The organism is Herbaspirillum sp. WGmk3, assembly GCF_023952535.1.
GTDB lineage: Bacteria > Pseudomonadota > Gammaproteobacteria > Burkholderiales > Burkholderiaceae_D > Herbaspirillum > Herbaspirillum huttiense.
This window is the reverse complement of record NZ_JAKYWT010000001.1, coordinates 924,514-941,767: the sequence shown is the minus strand read 5'-3', so window position 1 is coordinate 941,767 and position 17,254 is coordinate 924,514. Positions and strand designations below refer to the sequence as shown.

Genomic DNA, 17,254 nt, shown 5'->3' with positions numbered 1-17,254 from the left:
CGTTCTGAATACCGGTAATATTCACATCGCAACACGCCAAACTGCACAAACAATATTACAGGGCAGCGAGTTGTTCTTCCGTCTTGGGCTTGGCCGCCGAGGCTACGTTGTTGGCCGTTGGCTTCGGCTGATCGGCGCTGGCCGACACACCCGAGGCCGGCGGCAGCTTGACGGTGGCCGTGGTGTAGATGGAGACGTTCTTGCCCATCGCCACTTGCTTCAGGTTCTGGTATTCGGACAGCACCTTGATGCCATAGCCGCCATCATTGGCCATGTCAGCCGCACCCACGTAGCTCTTCAGGCCGGCTTCCACCGAACCGCCACGGGTGACATATTCCTTCAGGATCTGCGAACCGACACGGATGTTGGCCACCGGATTGAGGGCCGCCTTGATGCCGCCCAGTTCCTGGAATTTGTCGTGGTGCACCTTGGACATCACCTGCATCAGGCCCTGCGCACCCATCGGGCTTTCGGCGAAGGGATTGAAGCGCGATTCGATGGCGATCACCGACAGGATCAGCAGCGGATCGAGCTTGATGTCGCGCGCCGTCAGGTAAGCCGCCGACACCAGCATGTCAGCAGCATCGCTTGCTACGCGATAGCGCTTGGCCAGCCAGTTGGTCACCAGCTTCTGCTGGCGCGGATTGCCGATCAACTGGCGTTCCTCAGGCGACAGGGCCTGGGCGGGTGCGGGTGCCGTAGCCTGCTGCACCGAGCTGGCAGCCGCTGCGCCCGCCAGGGCGCTCACGGTAGCCACCGGTGCGGTGGGTGCCATCAGGTCAGCCAGGGCCGGAGCGGCGGGAGCTTCGGCTTCCGCGACCTCTTCAGCAGCATCCGAGAAGGGCGACATGCTGATCAGCTTGTCGGCCAGGTCGGGGTTGAAGAACATCAGGCCCAGTACGAACAGCGCGGCGATACCCAGTATCGTCAGCAGACGATGGGCGATGCCGAAAAATTGAGCAATGCGCGGGTTCCCGGAGAGATTCCGGAAATCCACGCGGCGAACCATCTGCGAGGTGCCCGCTAAAGGCGCCTCGGAAGCTTGGTTGGACATTGAACCTCCTGCGTTATTGCGGCAAAAACAGGGCGCGCCTGGCCAAGAAGTGAAGACCAAACGGCTGAACTGTCGTCGCTGCAATCTATTACGTTACCGTCGCAAGGCGTTACGGCAAGGCCATCCGCGAGGCCTGCTGGCCCTGCCGTCGGATGGCATGTTTCGGGGGGTAGGGCTGACGCCCTGGACACACTTCTTGAGTTGCTGGGACCCCGGATCCCTGGATACCTTGCTTGGCTCGACTGTTTTCGATCAAGCCTCTACGAGCCCACGGCTCACCTCTTCGGTTTAGAGTGGGCGCATTGTAGAAGCCACTTTATATCGAGTCAATACTATGAAAATAGTTCTTTATAACTTTTGTGTATCATATTGCGCGTGGCCTTCCTTCAAAAATCAATAGAATCAAGCGTTTGCCGGGGTTACTTGAGCCGGCTGTGATGCAAAAAGAAATTTGTTAAAAAGTATGAAATACACTGATTTACGCGATTTTATTTCTCAGTTGCAACAAAAAGGTGAGCTCAAGCGTGTCTCGCACCCGGTGTCGTCGCATCTGGAGATGACCGAAATCGCCGACCGCACCCTCCGTGCGGAAGGTCCGGCGCTCCTTTTTGAGCAGGTCGACAAGAAAAATATCCCGGTGTTAGCGAATCTTTTCGGTACACCGCATCGTGTGGCCCTGGGAATGGGGGCCGACAGCATCAGCGAACTGCGCCGCATCGGCCATCTGCTGGCGCGCCTGAAGGAGCCGGAGCCACCCAAGGGCATCAAGGATGTGCTGGATCTGGGCGGGCTGGTGAAGTCGCTGTGGGACATGGCCCCCAAGGAGCGCGGCTCGGCCCCCTGCCAGGATGTGGTGTGGGAAGGCAGCGATGTGGATTTGTCGCGCCTGCCGATCCAGCACTGCTGGCCGGGCGACATCGCGCCGCTCATCACCTGGGGCCTGGTCATCACCAAGGGCCCGAACAAGAAGCGCCAGAACCTGGGCATCTATCGCCAGCAGGTGCTGGGACCGAACAAGGTCATCATGCGCTGGCTGGCCCATCGCGGCGGTGCGCTGGACTTCCGTGAGCACTGCATTGCCAACCCCGGCAAGCCTTATCCGATCGCCGTGGCCTTGGGTGCCGATCCCGCCACTATATTAGGTGCAGTCACGCCGGTGCCGGACAGCCTCTCCGAATACCAGTTCGCCGGCCTGCTGCGCGGCAGCCGCACCGAGCTGGTCAAGGCCATGGGCAGCGATTTGCGCGTGCCGGCCTCGGCGGAGATCGTGCTGGAAGGGCATATCTATCCGGATGAAAAACACGCGTCGGGATTCGAGCATGCGCTTGAAGGTCCGTATGGCGATCACACCGGTTACTACAATGAGCAGGACTGGTTCCCGGTCTTCACCATCGACCGCATCACCATGCGGCGCGATGCCATCTATCACTCCACCTATACCGGCAAACCGCCCGATGAGCCGGCCGTGCTGGGTGTGGCGTTGAATGAAGTTTTCGTTCCGCTGCTGCAGAAGCAGTTCGCCGAAATCACCGATTTCTACTTGCCGCCGGAGGGATGCAGCTATCGCATGGCGGTGGTGCAGATGAAGAAATCTTACGCAGGCCACGCCAAGCGGGTCATGTTCGGAGTGTGGAGCTTCCTGCGCCAGTTCATGTACACCAAGTTCATCGTGGTGGTCGATGAGGATGTCGACATCCGCGACTGGAAGGAAGTGATCTGGGCCATCACCACCCGCGTGGACCCGGTGCGCGATACCGTCATGGTGGACAACACCCCCATCGATTACCTGGACTTCGCCTCGCCCATCAGCGGCCTGGGCAGCAAGATGGGCATCGATGCCACCAACAAGTGGCCGGGTGAAACCAGCCGGGAATGGGGTACACCCATCGTGATGAGCGACGATGTGAAGAAACGTGTCGATGCCATCTGGCAGGACCTGGGTATCTGAGCGGGCAGGGTGCACACGCCGTTGGATGCGCCAATCGCCGAAGTGAAGCTTCAGGCAAAAAGCCGCGTAAATTGTTTAATCAATTTGCGCGGCTTTTCGCTTTCTGATGCACTGCAATGATTTCTCTGGCAGCAAGTGTGTGATCTGGGATACAATGCACCCCGGCGGGCCCCTGCGCATTGTGGCATGGTCAACCTGGTCAGGTCGGGAACGAAGCAGCCACAGCCATTTCCCGCAAGTGCCGCAGACAAGGCTCGCCTCTTATCTCTCTTCTGTTTCTTCTTCTGTTGTTCCGGCAGATATTCCCTCTCGTTTTATCTCTTCCGATGTCGTCCCTGCCGTATCGTCATTGCGCGATGCCATGAAAAAAGGCTGACGCGAACTTGCCGCATCAGCCTCCCGCAAAACCTCCCGGCCTCGCCTTTGATTACTCGTGCGGATCCAGCCGGTCAGCCAGGATCGCCGACACACCCGTGAAGGCCGGATATTCCGCCGTGATGACATAGGTCGGAATGGCCTTGGTCAGCACCGACATGCGGCCCTTGTTCTCGAAGCGTGCGCGGAAGGGCGAGCGGGCGAAGTACTCGCCCAGGTGCGGTACCACGCCGCCACCAATATAGATGCCGCCAAGCGCACCCAGCGTCAGCGCCAGGTCGGCCGCGACGGTACCGAGCATGCTGCAGAACAGGTCCAGCGTTTCCATGCACACTGCATCGCCTTGTTTGAGTGCGCCGTCCACGATCTCGGCGGCCTTCAGTTCGGCGGCGGGATGGCCATCGATGGCCAGCAGGGCGCGATGGATGAATTCGAGGCCGGGCCCCGAGACCAGGCGTTCAGCCGAGACATGTTCATGGAATTGCCAGGCGTAGGCCAGCACGGCCGCTTCACGCGCATTGGCCGGAGCGAAGGCAACGTGGCCACCTTCGCTGGCCAGCGGCAGCCAGTGGCCATCGCCGCGCACCAGCCCGCCCACGCCCAATCCCGTGCCGGCACCAACCAGGCCGACCGGCTGGCCCGCCCTGGGTGTGCCGCCACCGATCTGCTGCAATTCATCGGCGCGCAATTGCGGCACGGCCATCGACAGCGCCGTGAAGTCATTGACCACCAGCAGCAGGTCAAAGCCCAGCAACTGGCGTGCCGCTTCAATGGAGAAGGCCCAGTCGTGGTTGGTCATCTTGATCTGGTCGCCTTGCACCGGATTGGCGATGGCCACCACCGCGTGTTTCACGGCGGGTTGGCCAGCCAGCTGGAGGTAGGCCTGCACGGCATCGGTGAATTGCGGATAGTCGGCACCGCGCAGGACCTGCACTTGCTCTATATGGCCCGGTGAAGTTTCCAGCGCGAAACGGGCATTGGTGCCGCCGATGTCGGCCAGCAGGCGCGGACCGCCGGCGTGGGGCGGCTTGCTCGAAGAGGGAGTGGGGGCGTGCATCGTCTTGTCCTTGTTTTCTTCATACCAACAGGCGGCAGGGCGCGTGGCCGTGCCGCCTGTCGAATTGCAATGGAGTTCGGGCGGATCCTGGTGCGGATGCGTTACAGGGTATGAGGCGAAGCGGCGCGCCAGGTTCCGGCGGATGAGCTGCTCATCCGCATCGGCGCGCATGGTAACAGCATCAGGCCAACTGTTGTAGCAGCGCGTTGCGCACTTCGGCGACGACCTCGCTCCAGTCGCCGGTCTGCTTCTGGCGGAACAGGTGCATGCCCGGATACCAGGGCGTATCGCTGCGTTCCAGCTGCCAGCGCCAGCAGGTGTTGGCGCGATTGAGCAGCCACACCGGCTTGCCCAGGGCACCGGCCAGATGGCAGACCGAGGTGTCGACGCTGATGAGCAGGTCGAGATTGGCGATCAGCCCGGAGGTGTCGGCAAAGTCCTGCAATTCCGCAGAACAATCACGCACATGGCTGGCCAGCGGATGGTTGCGCAGCTGGGCCACCGCGGTCTCGCCAACCTGGACGGAATAGAATTCCAGTTGTGCATGCTCCTGCGCCAGTTCCACCACGGGAGCCAGCGCCTCGAAGGGCAGGGAGCGCTCGCCGTCGATGCGTACTGCATCCGGATGTGTCTGGGCCGAGCTGCCGGCCCAGACCAGGCCGACGCGCAGGGCGCGGTTGCGCGGCAGGCGCTGCAGCCAGGCCGCCCAGGCGTCGGCGTCGGGCAGCAGATAGGGGGCGCGCGGAATGTCGGCTTCGCTGAAGGACTTGCAGGCCAGCGGCAGGCTCATCAGCGGGCAGTGATAGTCGAAACCGGGACGCATGAACTGGTCGCTGCTGATGACCTGGGCCGCGCCCGGCACCTTGGCCAGCAGGCGGACCAGCGCCGGTGGTACTTCCAGGATCACGCGTGCCCCGAGAGCGGCCACCTGGGGCAGGTAGCGCACGAATTGCAGGGTGTCGCCAAAGCCTTGTTCGGCGTGGATCAGGATGGTCTTGTCCCGCAGGGATTGCTGTCCCAGCCAGAGCGGCTGCAGGAATTGGCGGACCTGCGTGCGCATCTGTTCGGTCGCCCAGCGCGACTCGTAGGCGGGCCAGCCATTGGCGAAGTCGCCCTGGCGCAGTTTCAGCAGGGCATCGTTCCAGGCGGCTGAGCTGGCATCGGGCTTGAGCTCGCGAGCGCGGCGGTAGCACTCGGTCGCTTCGCTGAAACGATACAGCTGTTCCAGCGTCGAGCCGCGGTTGAACCACAGGTCCGGCGAGCTGTCGTCCAGCGCCATGGCGCGGTCGTAGGCTTCCAGTGCTTCCATCGGGCGTTGCATCTTGAACAGCACGAAGCCGCGGTTGGACTGGGCCTCGAAGAAGTCCGGCTGCACCTCCAGCGCGTGGTCGTAGGCGCGCAGGGCCTCGTCGAACTGGTAGCTGTCCTTGCAGGTATTGCCCAGGTTGAACCAGGCTTCGATGAAATCGGGGCGCAGGGCGACGGCGCGCTCATAGCTGGCGCGTGCATCGCGATAGCCGTAGAACTCGTGCTGGAGGTTGCCCAGCTGGAACCAGGCATCGGGGTTGTCCGGCGTCAGCGCGGCCGCACGCTCGATGTCGGCCAGGGCTTCGCGGCTGCGTTTGAGGCGGCGCAGGGCAGTGCCGCGTGCCAGCAGCGCGTCGGCGAAGTCCGGCGTCTGCGCCAGGATCTCGTCGTAGCGCTGTACGGCTTCGGCATCGCGGCCCAGGTGGACCAGCGCACCGGCATGGTCGAAATAGGTGTCGCGGTGATCGGGATTGAGTTCGATGGCATGCGCCAGCTGGGCTTCGGCCGCCTCCCAGTCCTCCTGATGGAGCTTGAGCATGCCGTAGAGGTAATTGGCCTCAAAATGATCAGGAAGCTTGACCAGGACCTTCTTGTAGAGCTCTTCGGCGGGGGCCAGATCGCCCTTTTGATGCAGGGCCAGGGCTTTTTGCAGCAGGATGAGGGAGGCGTTTGCTTGCTGGTGCATGATCTTGTTCTGGACAGAGAAAGGGGCCGGCGCAATACCAGCCAGTTGACCTGCAAGTGTCCCCAAATCCGCGCAGTTTTATTCAGCAGATTACAGCCCGAAATCTCACCTATATCTCTCGCTGGGGGCCGCAAGCGGAGTCGCGGCTTTTCTTTTACACTAGCCGGACATCAGACAACTGATGCGCAAGCCAAGCCGGCATTGACCGGTTCCTCATCCACCGCATGCAGTTGCATGCACGTCGCCACCACGGAGTCTTCCCGATGAGTTTCGCCATTCCCGCCCCCGCCCAGGCCACCGTCCCGGTGGTCGGCGGTGCGCCGTTCCCGGTTCGCCGCATCTATTGCGTGGGCCGCAACTATGCCGCCCACGCCCGCGAAATGGGCCATGATCCCGACCGCGAGCCGCCGTTCTTCTTCATGAAGCCGGCCGACGCCGTGGTACCCACCGATTCCGTGGTGCCGTACCCGGCCGCGACCGCTGACTATCATCACGAAATCGAACTGGTGGTGGCACTTTCCGGCGGTGGCCGCGATATTCCGGTGGAAAAGGCGCTGGAACTGGTCTACGGCTACGCCGTCGGGCTTGACATGACCCGCCGTGACCTGCAGGCGCAGGCCAAGAAGCTGGGCCGTCCCTGGGACATGGCCAAGGGCTTCGACCAGTCCGCCCCCTGCGCGCCCATCGTGCCCGTGGCCCAGTCCGGACATCCCGACAAGGGGGCCGTCTGGCTCAAGGTCAATGGCGAAGTACGCCAGCAGGGCGACCTGTCGGACCTGATCTGGAACGTGGCCGAAACCATTTCCTATCTGTCCGGCCTGGTGGAGCTGTTCCCCGGCGACCTGATCTATACCGGGACCCCCGAAGGCGTGGGCGCGGTGGTCAAGGGTGACCAGTTGCAAGGCCATGTGAACGGCTTGCCGGACATCAACATCACCATCGGCTGAAGCGCTCGCAGGCCGGGTGCAGCCGGTTTATGGCGGTCCCGGCCCGGCTCCCGCAGCCAGCTTCCTGCACCGGTCCCGGACCGGGCGCAGGGGGCCGAAACCAAACTGTCATGAAGCCGGCGGCGATGCGGCGTATAATACGGAGTTCCGCAAGGAATGCCGGGCATTGCAAGTCGTCCGTCCGGCCAGCATCGTTGTTAGCGTTTGCATCATCCGAAGCGCCCGGCCGAGCAGGTTTGGCCGGTTCGCCCGTAACACATCAACACAGAAAGCAATCAGAACCCGTGCGCATGCACCCCATGCACCGGAGCCGCCTGGCGGCTGCCGCGGCGCTGTCGCACCGTTCGCAATAAACCATGTCCGACACCACGTCCGCGTCCGCAGCACCGGCTGCCCCTGCCGTCCGTTTTGAAGATTTCGGCCTTTCGCCCGATATCCTGCGAGCCTTGTCCGAACAAGGCTACGTCCATCCGACCCCGATCCAGGCCCAGGCCATTCCTGTGGTGCTGCAAGGCCGTGACGTGATGGGCGCCGCCCAGACCGGCACCGGCAAGACCGCCGGTTTCTCGCTGCCGATCATCCAGCGCCTGCTGGCCCATGCCAGCCACAGTGCCTCGCCCGCCCGCCACCCGGTGCGCGCCCTGATCCTGACCCCGACCCGCGAGCTGGCCGACCAGGTTGCCGACAATGTGAAGGCGTATTCACGCTTTACCCCGCTGCGCTCCACCGTCGTCTTCGGCGGCGTGGACATGGCACCGCAAACGGCCACCCTGCGTGCTGGCGTTGAAATCGTCATCGCCACCCCGGGCCGCCTGCTGGACCACGTGCAGCAAAAGACGGTGAACCTGTCACAGACCCAGATCCTGGTCATGGACGAAGCCGACCGCATGCTCGACATGGGCTTCCTGCCAGACCTGCAGCGCATCATCAACCTGCTGCCCAAGCAGCGCCAGAACCTGCTGTTCTCGGCCACCTTCTCACCCGAGATCAAGAAGCTGGCCGCCAGCTTCCAGAACAACCCGGTGACCATCGAGGTCGCGCGCAGCAATGCCACGGCAGAAAACGTCAGCCAGACCATCTACAAGGTGGAGGAAGCTGCCAAGGCGGATGCGGTCAGCTTCATCATTCGCCAGCGCGAACTGAAGCAAGTGATCGTCTTCTCCAATACCAAGATCGGCGCGTCGCGCCTGGCGCGCACTTTGCTGGCCGAAGGTGTGAAGGCTTCTGCCATCCACGGCGACAAGACCCAGTCCGAGCGCATGGCCGCCCTGGAGGCCTTCAAGCAAGGCCAGATCGAAGTGCTGGTGGCCACCGACGTGGCCGCACGCGGGCTGGACATCGCCGAACTGCCCTGCGTCATCAATTACGACCTGCCCTACAACGCCGAAGACTACGTGCACCGCATCGGCCGTACCGGCCGTGCGGGTGCCTCGGGCGACGCCATCTCGCTGTTCTGCGACAAGGATGAGCGCCTGCTGGTCGATATCGAAAAGCTGATCAAGAAGAAATTCGAGCGTGCAGAGCTGACTGGCTTTGCGCCGCGCATGCGCGCTGACCGGGGTGAACGCGGTGAACGTTCGGAACGTGGCGAGCGCAGCGACCGGGGCGAACGCGCCGAGCGTGGCGAACGCAGTGACCGTGGCGAGCGCAGCCGCAGCAGCCGCGACGGCGCAGCCCCGTCGGGACGCCGCGAGAAGGTTGATCCCTGGTTCCTCAAGCCCTATGAGCCCAGCGCCACCGAGACCGTCTCCACCAAGCCGGAACTGCCCAAGAACAACCGTCCCAAGCCCAAGGTCGCCGCCTTGCTGGGCGGCATGCCCAAGCGCTGATCCGGCAAGCGCTGATCCGTTTTCTCAGCGCGGACCGAAACGCGCTCGCCAGCCGGTGAGCGCCAATGTCCAGAATCCTTCCCTGTCGCGGGCCGCGCCCGTGTCCAGTCCAAGAAAGGCCGCCGCCTGCTGCAAGGCTTGCAGCGGCTGGCCCAGGTCCAGTGCCTGGGCGCCGTTCTGCTTGGAAAACTTTTCCCCCGACGCATTCATCAACAGCGGCACGTGCAGGTAGCGCGGCGTCGCATAGCCCAGCAGGCCCTGCAGGTAGATCTGCCGCGCCGTCGAGTCCAGCAGGTCGGCCCCGCGCACGATGTCGGTGACGCCCTGTTCTGCATCATCCACCACCACCGCCAGCTGATAGGCCCAGAAGCCATCGGCCCGCTGCAGCACGAAATCCCCGGCTTCCGAGGCCAGGTGCTGGGCCTGCGGCCCCAGCCAGCGGTCCGTGAATTGCACCAGTTCGCCCGGCTGGCCGGTATCGGGCACGCGCAGCCGCAGCGTGCGCGGTGTCTTGCCGGGGGCCAGCCCGTGGCGGCAGGTGCCCGGATAAAGCGCAGCACCGTCACTGGCCGTGCCCACCCTCGAATCGGCGATTTCCCTGCGGCTGCAGCCGCAGGGATAGGCCAGTGCGCCCAGATGCTCGCGTGCAAGCTGGTAGCGTGCCTTGCGCTGGCTCTGCACCAGAATCGGTCCGTCAGAGTGCATATCCAGTGCCGCCAGGGTGGCGATGATGTCGTCTGCTGCGCCGGGCACGGTGCGGGTCTCGTCGATGTCTTCGATACGCAGCAGCCAGCGGCCGTTGTGCACGCGTGCATCCAGGTAACTGGCCAGTGCCGCCACCAGCGAACCCGCATGCAGCGGACCGGAAGGTGAGGGCGCGAAGCGTCCTGTATAAGCTTCGCCGCTCATGCCGGATCCCGCATGGATATCGGTCCGATCAGCGATTGCCGCACGTGCGGCTGTGCCAGGTGCTGAATGAACCACTTCAGCGACTTGCCCTGCTCGGCCTTGGGCCAGGCCACCATGAAGTTGTCATTGGGTTTGGCTGCCAAGGTCTGTTTTTCTACCAGTGCGCCGGTGCCGAGATAGGGCTCGGCCCAGATGCGCGGCAGATGGCCGCAACCGAGGCCTGCCAGCTGGGCTTGCAACTTGTCGGCCACGGTGGCCACCGTCAGCGTTTCCTGGCCGGACAGCAGGCCCATGGTCAGTGTGGGGAGGGACTGGCTGTTGTCGCCCACGGCAATGGCGCGGTGGCTGCGCACCAGCTCTGCCGACAGCGGTTCGGTGGCCGAGGCCAGCGGGTGCGTCGGCGCCACTGCAAACACCCAGTCCACCGCCCCCAGCTCCTGCATCTGGAAGCGCCCGCTGGTGCGCACCACTTCCGGCCCGTCCAGGGTCACCCCGATGACCAGGTTGGCGCGGCCCTCGATGAGCTTTTCCCAGGCCCCGGTCAGTACACCGGGAGTGAAGCGCAGGCGGGTGCCGGACTCTTCACGGTCAAAGGCTTCGATCACCGGCAGCATCTTGTCGAAAGGAATCAGGCTGTTGAGCACGATGTGCAGTTCCGTTTCGCGCCCGGTGGCGGTGCGCTTGACGCGCTGCTCCAGGTCGCTGGCAGCCAGCAGCAGATGACGGCCTTCCTGCAACAATTGCAGGCCCGCCGGTGTCAACTGGGCCCGGTGACCGCGGCGGTCGAAGAGCAGCACATCCAGGTCATCCTCCAGCTTGCGCACGCTGTAGGTCAGGGCCGAGGGCACCCGGTCCAGGGCCACGGCGGCCGCGGCAAAACTGCCCTTGCGGTCGATCATGTCAAGGATCAGCAGGGATTCCAGGGTCAGGTTCACGTCTTGCTCCGCTTGTTTAAATTTTTTGAACGAACACTACGGATTTTAGACCTTATCTGCATAAAAGTTAGCCACTATAGTGACGCCATCGACAAACATTTTGACCAAATCAATTCCGGTTTGGTCCCACTCAAGAAAGAGGTGTTGACATGATGGAACTTCGCAAAGCGAACGATCGTGGCCACGCCAACCACGGTTGGCTGGATTCGTATCACAGCTTTTCCTTCGCGGACTACTATGATCCCAAGCACATGGGCTTCGGTCCGCTGCGGGTGATCAACGAAGACCGCGTGGCCGCAGGCCAGGGCTTTGGTACCCATGGCCACCGTGACATGGAGATCATTTCCTATGTGCTCGAAGGTGAACTTGCGCACAAGGACAGCATGGGCAATGGCAGCGTGATCCGTCCCGGTGATGTGCAGCGCATGAGTGCCGGCACGGGCGTGCGCCACTCGGAGTACAACCACTCCCAGGATGGCACGACGCACTTCCTGCAGATCTGGATCATGCCGGACCGCGCCGGCGCCGAGCCGGGCTATCAGGAAGCGCACTTTTCAGCCGCCGACAAGGACGGCAAGCTGCGCCTCGTGGCTTCGCGTGATGGCCGTGAAGGTTCGGTCAGCATGAACCAGGATGCCCAGCTCTACGCCGGTCTGTTCGACGGCGCACAAGCGGCCGAGTACACCTTGCCGCAGGGCCGCCTGGGCTATGTGCACGTGGCCCGTGGCAAGATCAGCGTCAATGGCCAGGCCCTGCAGGCGGGCGATGCCGTCAAGCTCAGTGCGGTCGACCGCATCGAGATCAGCGGTGGCGAGAAGGCTGAAGTCCTGTTGTTCGACCTGCCGCGCTGATCTTGAGCGCGCCGTACTCAGTAATGCAGTAGGCAGTTTGCAGTAGCAACCCGCCGGTACCGATCACACCGGCGGTTTTCCCCGCGTCACTTCACTCTCTAGAGAAGGAATTTCGTCATGACCAAAGTTGCCATCGTTTACCACTCCGGCTACGGCCATACCAAGAAGCAGGCCGAAGCCGTGCAGGCTGGCGCGGCCGGCGTTGCCGGTGCCGATGTCGAGCTGATCGCCATCAGCGCTGAAGGCACCATTACCGATGAACAATGGGCCAGCCTGGACGCGGCCGACGCCATCATCTTCGGTTCGCCGACCTACATGGGTACCGTGTCCTGGCAGTTCAAGAAGTTCGCCGACGCCTCCTCCAAGCCCTGGTTCAGCCAGAAATGGAAGGACAAGGTCGGTGCCGCCTTCACCAACTCGGCCACCATGAACGGCGACAAGCTCTCGACCCTGCACTACCTGTTCACGCTGGGCATGCAGCACAGCATGATCTGGGTCGGTACCGGCCTGATGCCTGCCAACAGCAAGGCTGCCCAGCGCAATGACATCAACTTCGTCGGTTCCTTCTCGGGCCTGATGGCGCAAAGCCCGTCGGACTCCTCGCCGGAAGAAGGCCCGCTGCCGGGTGACCTGGAAACCGCCAAGCTGTTCGGTGCGCGCGTGGTTGAAACGGCTGCCAAGTTCAAGAAATAATCTTCATCTCATCGACGCAAGTCGTGAAGATGTAAAAAAGCCGACCTCGCAAGGGGTCGGCTTTTTCGTTGCCAGAGCGCGCTGCAATCAGGCTGCTGCAGAGCTGGCTTCCTGCGCCGCCCGCTGTTTGGGCGCGCAATGCGGACAGGACTTGCCCGGCACATAATCCGGCGACAGCTGTTCACGCGGGGTGACCACGGCGCGGCAGGCGAAGCATTGGGCGGTCTGGGTTTCCTTCAACTCCGGGCTCAGCGCGGTGCGATAGTCGAAGACGAAACAGTCGCCGTTGTAATGGGCACCGCCGACATCCTCGAAATACTTCAGGATGCCGCCTTCGAGCTGGTAGACATGGTCATAGCCGATGTTCTGCATATGAATCGCGGCCTTTTCGCAACGAATGCCGCCGGTGCAGAAGGTGACGACCGTCTTGCCCTCGAAATCGGCCTTGTGCTCCTCGATCACCTGCGGGAATTCCGTGAACTTGCTGATGCGGTAGTCCACCGTGTTGTCAAACGTACCCACATCCACCTCGAAGCCATTGCGGGTATCCACCATCACCACCGGACGGCCTTCGTCGTCATGGCCCTGGTCCAGCCAGCGCTTGAGTTCCTTCGGCTCCACGAAAGGCGCACGGCCCAGCTCCGGCTTGATCAGCGGATGCTTCATGGTGATGATCTCGGCCTTCAGTTTCACCAGCATGCGGGTGAAGGGTTGCTTCTCGGAAAAGCTCTCCTTGACCGTGAGATCGGCAAAGCGCGCATCGGCGCGCAGCCAGGCCAGGAAGGCGTCGATTTCATGGCGCAGGCCGGCCAGGAAGAGGTTGATGCCTTCCGGGCTCAGGATCACGGTGCCACGAAGATTGTTCTTCTGGCAAATTTCGAGGAAGGCCGGACGCTTTTCAGCGGTGTCATCGAAGCTGATGAACTTGTAGGCGGCGATGTTGACGTAGGGGGTCTGCGGGGACTGCATGATGGCGTACTCAACTGTAAGTCTTTGAATCGTCAGCATTATAACCGTGCACCCCGGCTCGCCGCAGTTATTTGGCCGGAGCCTGCGGCTTCTCTGATGCAGATCAAGGCACGCCGGGAGGATCTGGCAGAAAGGGCAGGTGTAAAGTCTTCATATTTCTCACAAATCGGGAGCAATCGGAATCGGTCAGGGGCACAAGCTCCGGTAAAATGGCTACCCTATGACTACCCCGCAATTTGTACACCTCCGTATGCACTCGGAGTACTCCATCGTGGACGGCCTGGTGCGTATCGACGACATCGTCAAGGCCGCCGCCAAGGATGGACAGGCCGCCCTGGCGGTGACCGACCTCGCCAACCTGTTCTGCATGGTGCGTTTCTACAAGGAAGCGCGCGGCAAGGGCGTCAAGCCCATCGCCGGCTGCGACCTCTGGATCACCAACGACGCCGACCGCGAAAAACCCTTCCGCCTGCTGGTTTTGATCAAAAGCCGTCATGGCTACCTGCAGCTATGTGAAGTCTTGTCCCAAGCCTGGCTCACCAACCAGTACAAGGGCCGTGCTGAAGTCCGCATGGAATGGCTGGATGCACTGCGCCACCAGGAAGGCGGCAATGGCTTGATCGCCCTGTCGGGTGCGGCCATGGGCGACATCGGCCAGGCCATCGACAATGGCAACCTGGCCCAGGCCGAAGCCTGCGCGCGCCGCTGGTCCGAGATCTTCCCCGGTGCGTTCTATCTGGAACTGCAACGCGCCGGCCAGGCCAACATGGAACTGCAGGTGCGCCAGAGCGTGGCCCTGGGCGCCAAGCTGGGCTTGCCGTGCGTGGCTACGCATCCGATCCAGTTCCAGAGCCCGGAAGAATTCATCGCGCACGAAGCCCGCACCTGCATCGCCGAAGGCGAGATCATGGCCAATGCGCGCCGCGTGCGCCGCTTCAACGAGCAGCAATACTTCAAGTCGCAGGCCGAGATGGCTGAGCTGTTCGCCGACCTGCCCGGCGCGATTGCCAATACCGTGGAAATCGCCAAACGCTGCAACCTGGTGCTGCAGCTGGGCAAGCCGCAACTGCCGGATTTCCCTACGCCGGACGGCATGACCATCGACGACTTCCTGGTGGCCCAGACCAAGGCCGGGCTGGAAGTCCGCCTGAAGGAACTGTTCCCCAACGAAGCCGAACGCGAGAAGCAGCGCCCGCGCTATGAAGCGCGCCTGGAGTTCGAGAACAACACCATCATCAAGATGAAGTTCCCGGGCTACTTCCTGATCGTGGCGGACTTCATCCAGTGGGCCAAGAACAATGGCGTGCCGGTCGGCCCCGGCCGGGGTTCCGGTGCCGGCTCGCTGGTGGCGTACTGCCTGTTGATTACCGATCTGGACCCGCTGCGCTACAACCTGCTGTTCGAACGTTTCCTGAACCCCGAACGCGTCTCGATGCCCGACTTCGACATCGACTTCTGCCAGGAAGGCCGCGACCGCGTCATCCAGTATGTGAAGGATCGTTACGGCAAGGAGGCGGTCTCGCAGATCGCCACCTTCGGTACCATGGCCGCCAAGGGCGCGGTGCGCGACGTGGGCCGCGTACTCGACCTGGGTTACAACTTCTGTGACGGCATCTCCAAGCTGATTCCCTTCAAGCCGGGCAAGCTGGTCACGCTGGCCGACGCCATCGAGGAAGAGCCTCTCCTGAAGGAGCGGCTGGAGAACGAGGAAGAGGTCAAGCAGCTGATGGGCCTGGCCCAGCAGGTCGAAGGCATCGCCCGCAACATCGGCATGCACGCCGGTGGCGTGCTGATCGCACCCGGCAAGCTGACCGATTTCTGCCCGCTCTACACCCAGGGTGGCGATTCCGGCGTGGTCTCGCAATACGACAAGGACGACGTGGAAGCCGTCGGCCTGGTGAAGTTCGACTTTCTGGGCCTGACCACGCTGACCATCCTCGACCGGGCAGTGCGCTACATCCGCATGCTCGATCCGGCCATGGCCGATTTCGACCTGGCCAAGCTGCCGCTGGACGACCGGCCCTCCTACGAACTGCTGACCAAGGCCAAGACGGTCGCCGTGTTCCAGCTGGAAAGCCGCGGCATGCAAGGCATGTTGAAGGATGCGCGTCCTGACCGCTTCGAGGACATCATCGCCCTGGTGGCGCTGTACCGTCCCGGCCCGATGGACCTGATCCCCGACTTCTGCAAGCGCAAGCACGGCGAAGCCTTCGACTATCCTGACCCGCGTACCGAGGGCATCCTCTCCGAGACCTACGGCATCATGGTCTATCAGGAGCAGGTGATGCAGATGGCGCAGGTGATCGGCGGCTACTCGCTGGGCGGCGCCGACTTGCTGCGCCGGGCGATGGGCAAGAAGAAGGCCGAGGAAATGGCCAAGCACCGTGAACTGTTCCGCGAAGGCGCGGCCAAGAACGGGCTGGACCAGGCCAAGGCCGATGAAATCTTCGACTTGATGGAAAAGTTCGCCGGCTACGGCTTCAACAAGTCGCACGCCGCCGCCTATGCGCTGCTGTCCTATTACACTGCCTACCTGAAGGCGCATCACCCCGCCGCGTTCATGGCCGCCAACTTGTCGCTGGCCATGGAAGACACGGACAAGGTCAAGATCCTGATCGAAGACTCGATCGACATCTGCAAGCTGGCCATCCTGCCGCCGGACATCAACAAGTCCGATTACCGCTTCATGCCGGTGGGCGAGCCGGGCAAGAAGGCCACCCAGATCCGCTATGGCCTGGGCGCCGTCAAGGGGGCCGGGCATAACGCCATCGAAGCCATCCTGGAGGCGCGCCAGAGCGGCCCCTTCAAGGACCTGTTCGACTTCGCCAAGCGGGTGGACAAGAAGCAAATCAACCGCCGCACCATCGATTCGCTGATCCGCGCCGGTGCCTTCGACTGCTTCAAGGTCGATCGTGCCATCCTGCAGGCCTCGGTCAACCTGGCCTGGGAAAGTGCCGAGCAGGCCGAGAAATCGGCCAACCAGGTCAGCCTCTTCGGTGGCGACGACAGCGACCTGGAAGCGCCGCTGGAATACGTGCAGGTGCCCGCCTGGAGCGACAAGCAGCGCCTGACGGAAGAAAAGGGCGCCTTGGGCTTCTATCTCTCCGGCCACCTGTTCTCGGCTTACGAAAAGGAAGTGCGCCGCTTCGTGCGCACCAAGATCGCCAGCCTCGAACCCTCGTGGGAACCGCGCAGCCTGGCCGGCATCATCACCGGCGTGCGGGTGCAGATGACCCAGCGCGGCAAGCTGGTGATCTGCACGCTGGACGATGGCACGGGCGTGATCGAGGCAACGATCTACAACGAATTGTTCGAGCCCTTCAAGCACCTCATCAAGGAAGATGAATTGCTGGTGGTCTCGGGCAAGGTGTCGGAAGACCGTTTCAACGGCGGCCTGCGGGTGGCTGCCGACAAGGTCATGGACCTGGGCGCGGCGCGTATCCAGTACGGGGTACGCATGGTGGTGTCGATCAACAAGGCGGTTGACCCCAGCCACCTGCGTGACACGCTGGCCGCGCATCGCCAGGAGCAGGGCCTGCCCTTCGTGATGAAATACCGCCAGTCCGATGCCGCCTGCGAAGTGGTGCTGGGCGATGCCTGGCGCGTCAATCCCAGCGACAGCCTGCAGTCGACGCTGGTGGCCTCGTTTGGCAAGGAAGCGGTGGTGGTCGAGTATTGAACCTGAACCAAAGCC

At 62.7% G+C, this 17,254-nt stretch carries 12 protein-coding genes and 1 other RNA gene; 7 read left to right on the top strand and 6 right to left on the bottom strand.

All coding sequences use genetic code 11. From position 1 onward, the window contains the following. Positions 1-55: 55 nt before the first annotated feature. Positions 56-1,054: a transglycosylase SLT domain-containing protein gene (locus MKD49_RS04130; RefSeq protein WP_252695547.1), complete on the bottom strand. Its 999-nt coding sequence runs from the start codon at positions 1,052-1,054 to the stop codon at positions 56-58. A 463-nt stretch (positions 1,055-1,517) separates the two neighbouring features. Here MKD49_RS04130 and ubiD point away from each other — a divergent pair, with 463 nt between their 5' ends. Together ubiD and ffs are read left to right on the top strand one after the other, a co-directional pair. Next, positions 1,518-3,002, top strand: a complete 1,485-nt coding sequence (gene ubiD / locus MKD49_RS04125; protein WP_121043290.1) for a 4-hydroxy-3-polyprenylbenzoate decarboxylase — start codon at positions 1,518-1,520, stop codon at positions 3,000-3,002. A gap of 163 nt (positions 3,003-3,165) precedes the next feature. Continuing rightward, positions 3,166-3,264: signal recognition particle sRNA small type (ffs, locus tag MKD49_RS04120), an RNA gene on the top strand. Between the two features lie 165 nt (positions 3,265-3,429). On the opposite strand, the gene MKD49_RS04115 is transcribed toward ffs, so the two are convergent. Together MKD49_RS04115 and MKD49_RS04110 are read right to left on the bottom strand one after the other, a co-directional pair. After that, entirely contained in the window at positions 3,430-4,434 is a 1,005-nt protein-coding gene (locus MKD49_RS04115; protein ID WP_252695546.1) for a glucokinase, read from the bottom strand. A 181-nt stretch (positions 4,435-4,615) separates the two neighbouring features. Next, positions 4,616-6,427, bottom strand: coding sequence for a tetratricopeptide repeat protein (locus tag MKD49_RS04110; RefSeq protein ID WP_252695545.1), 1,812 nt, complete (start codon positions 6,425-6,427; stop codon positions 4,616-4,618). Between the two features lie 263 nt (positions 6,428-6,690). On the opposite strand from MKD49_RS04110, the gene MKD49_RS04105 reads away from it, so the two are divergent. Together MKD49_RS04105 and MKD49_RS04100 are read left to right on the top strand one after the other, a co-directional pair. Beyond that, positions 6,691-7,374: a fumarylacetoacetate hydrolase family protein gene (locus tag MKD49_RS04105; RefSeq protein ID WP_252695544.1), complete on the top strand. Its 684-nt coding sequence runs from the start codon at positions 6,691-6,693 to the stop codon at positions 7,372-7,374. A gap of 356 nt (positions 7,375-7,730) precedes the next feature. Then, positions 7,731-9,203: a DEAD/DEAH box helicase gene (locus MKD49_RS04100; protein ID WP_134136717.1), complete on the top strand. Its 1,473-nt coding sequence runs from the start codon at positions 7,731-7,733 to the stop codon at positions 9,201-9,203. A gap of 24 nt (positions 9,204-9,227) precedes the next feature. Here MKD49_RS04100 and gluQRS read toward each other — a convergent pair whose 3' ends face one another. Beyond that, positions 9,228-10,112, bottom strand: coding sequence for a tRNA glutamyl-Q(34) synthetase GluQRS (gene gluQRS / locus MKD49_RS04095; RefSeq protein WP_252695543.1), 885 nt, complete (start codon positions 10,110-10,112; stop codon positions 9,228-9,230). Then, on the bottom strand, positions 10,109-11,047 hold the full coding sequence (locus MKD49_RS04090; RefSeq protein ID WP_252695542.1) for a LysR substrate-binding domain-containing protein: 939 nt from the start codon (positions 11,045-11,047) through the stop codon (positions 10,109-10,111). Before MKD49_RS04090 ends, gluQRS begins: the two co-directional genes overlap by 4 nt. A 149-nt stretch (positions 11,048-11,196) precedes the next feature. Here MKD49_RS04090 and MKD49_RS04085 point away from each other — a divergent pair, with 149 nt between their 5' ends. Both MKD49_RS04085 and MKD49_RS04080 read left to right on the top strand, forming a co-directional pair. Next, positions 11,197-11,898, top strand: coding sequence for a pirin family protein (locus tag MKD49_RS04085; RefSeq protein ID WP_134223117.1), 702 nt, complete (start codon positions 11,197-11,199; stop codon positions 11,896-11,898). Between the two features lie 117 nt (positions 11,899-12,015). After that, the gene (locus tag MKD49_RS04080; RefSeq protein WP_039784374.1) at positions 12,016-12,591 is read left to right on the top strand and encodes a flavodoxin family protein; all 576 of its coding nucleotides are present in this window, start codon (positions 12,016-12,018) and stop codon (positions 12,589-12,591) included. Positions 12,592-12,678: 87 nt separating this feature from the next. On the opposite strand, the gene MKD49_RS04075 is transcribed toward MKD49_RS04080, so the two are convergent. Beyond that, a complete protein-coding gene (locus MKD49_RS04075; protein ID WP_252695541.1) occupies positions 12,679-13,560 on the bottom strand; it encodes a sulfurtransferase in 882 nt (293 codons plus the stop codon). A 220-nt stretch (positions 13,561-13,780) separates the two neighbouring features. Between MKD49_RS04075 and dnaE the strand changes: the two genes are divergently transcribed. After that, the gene (gene dnaE, locus MKD49_RS04070) at positions 13,781-17,239 is read left to right on the top strand and encodes a DNA polymerase III subunit alpha (RefSeq protein WP_252695540.1); all 3,459 of its coding nucleotides are present in this window, start codon (positions 13,781-13,783) and stop codon (positions 17,237-17,239) included. Positions 17,240-17,254 lie beyond the last annotated feature (15 nt).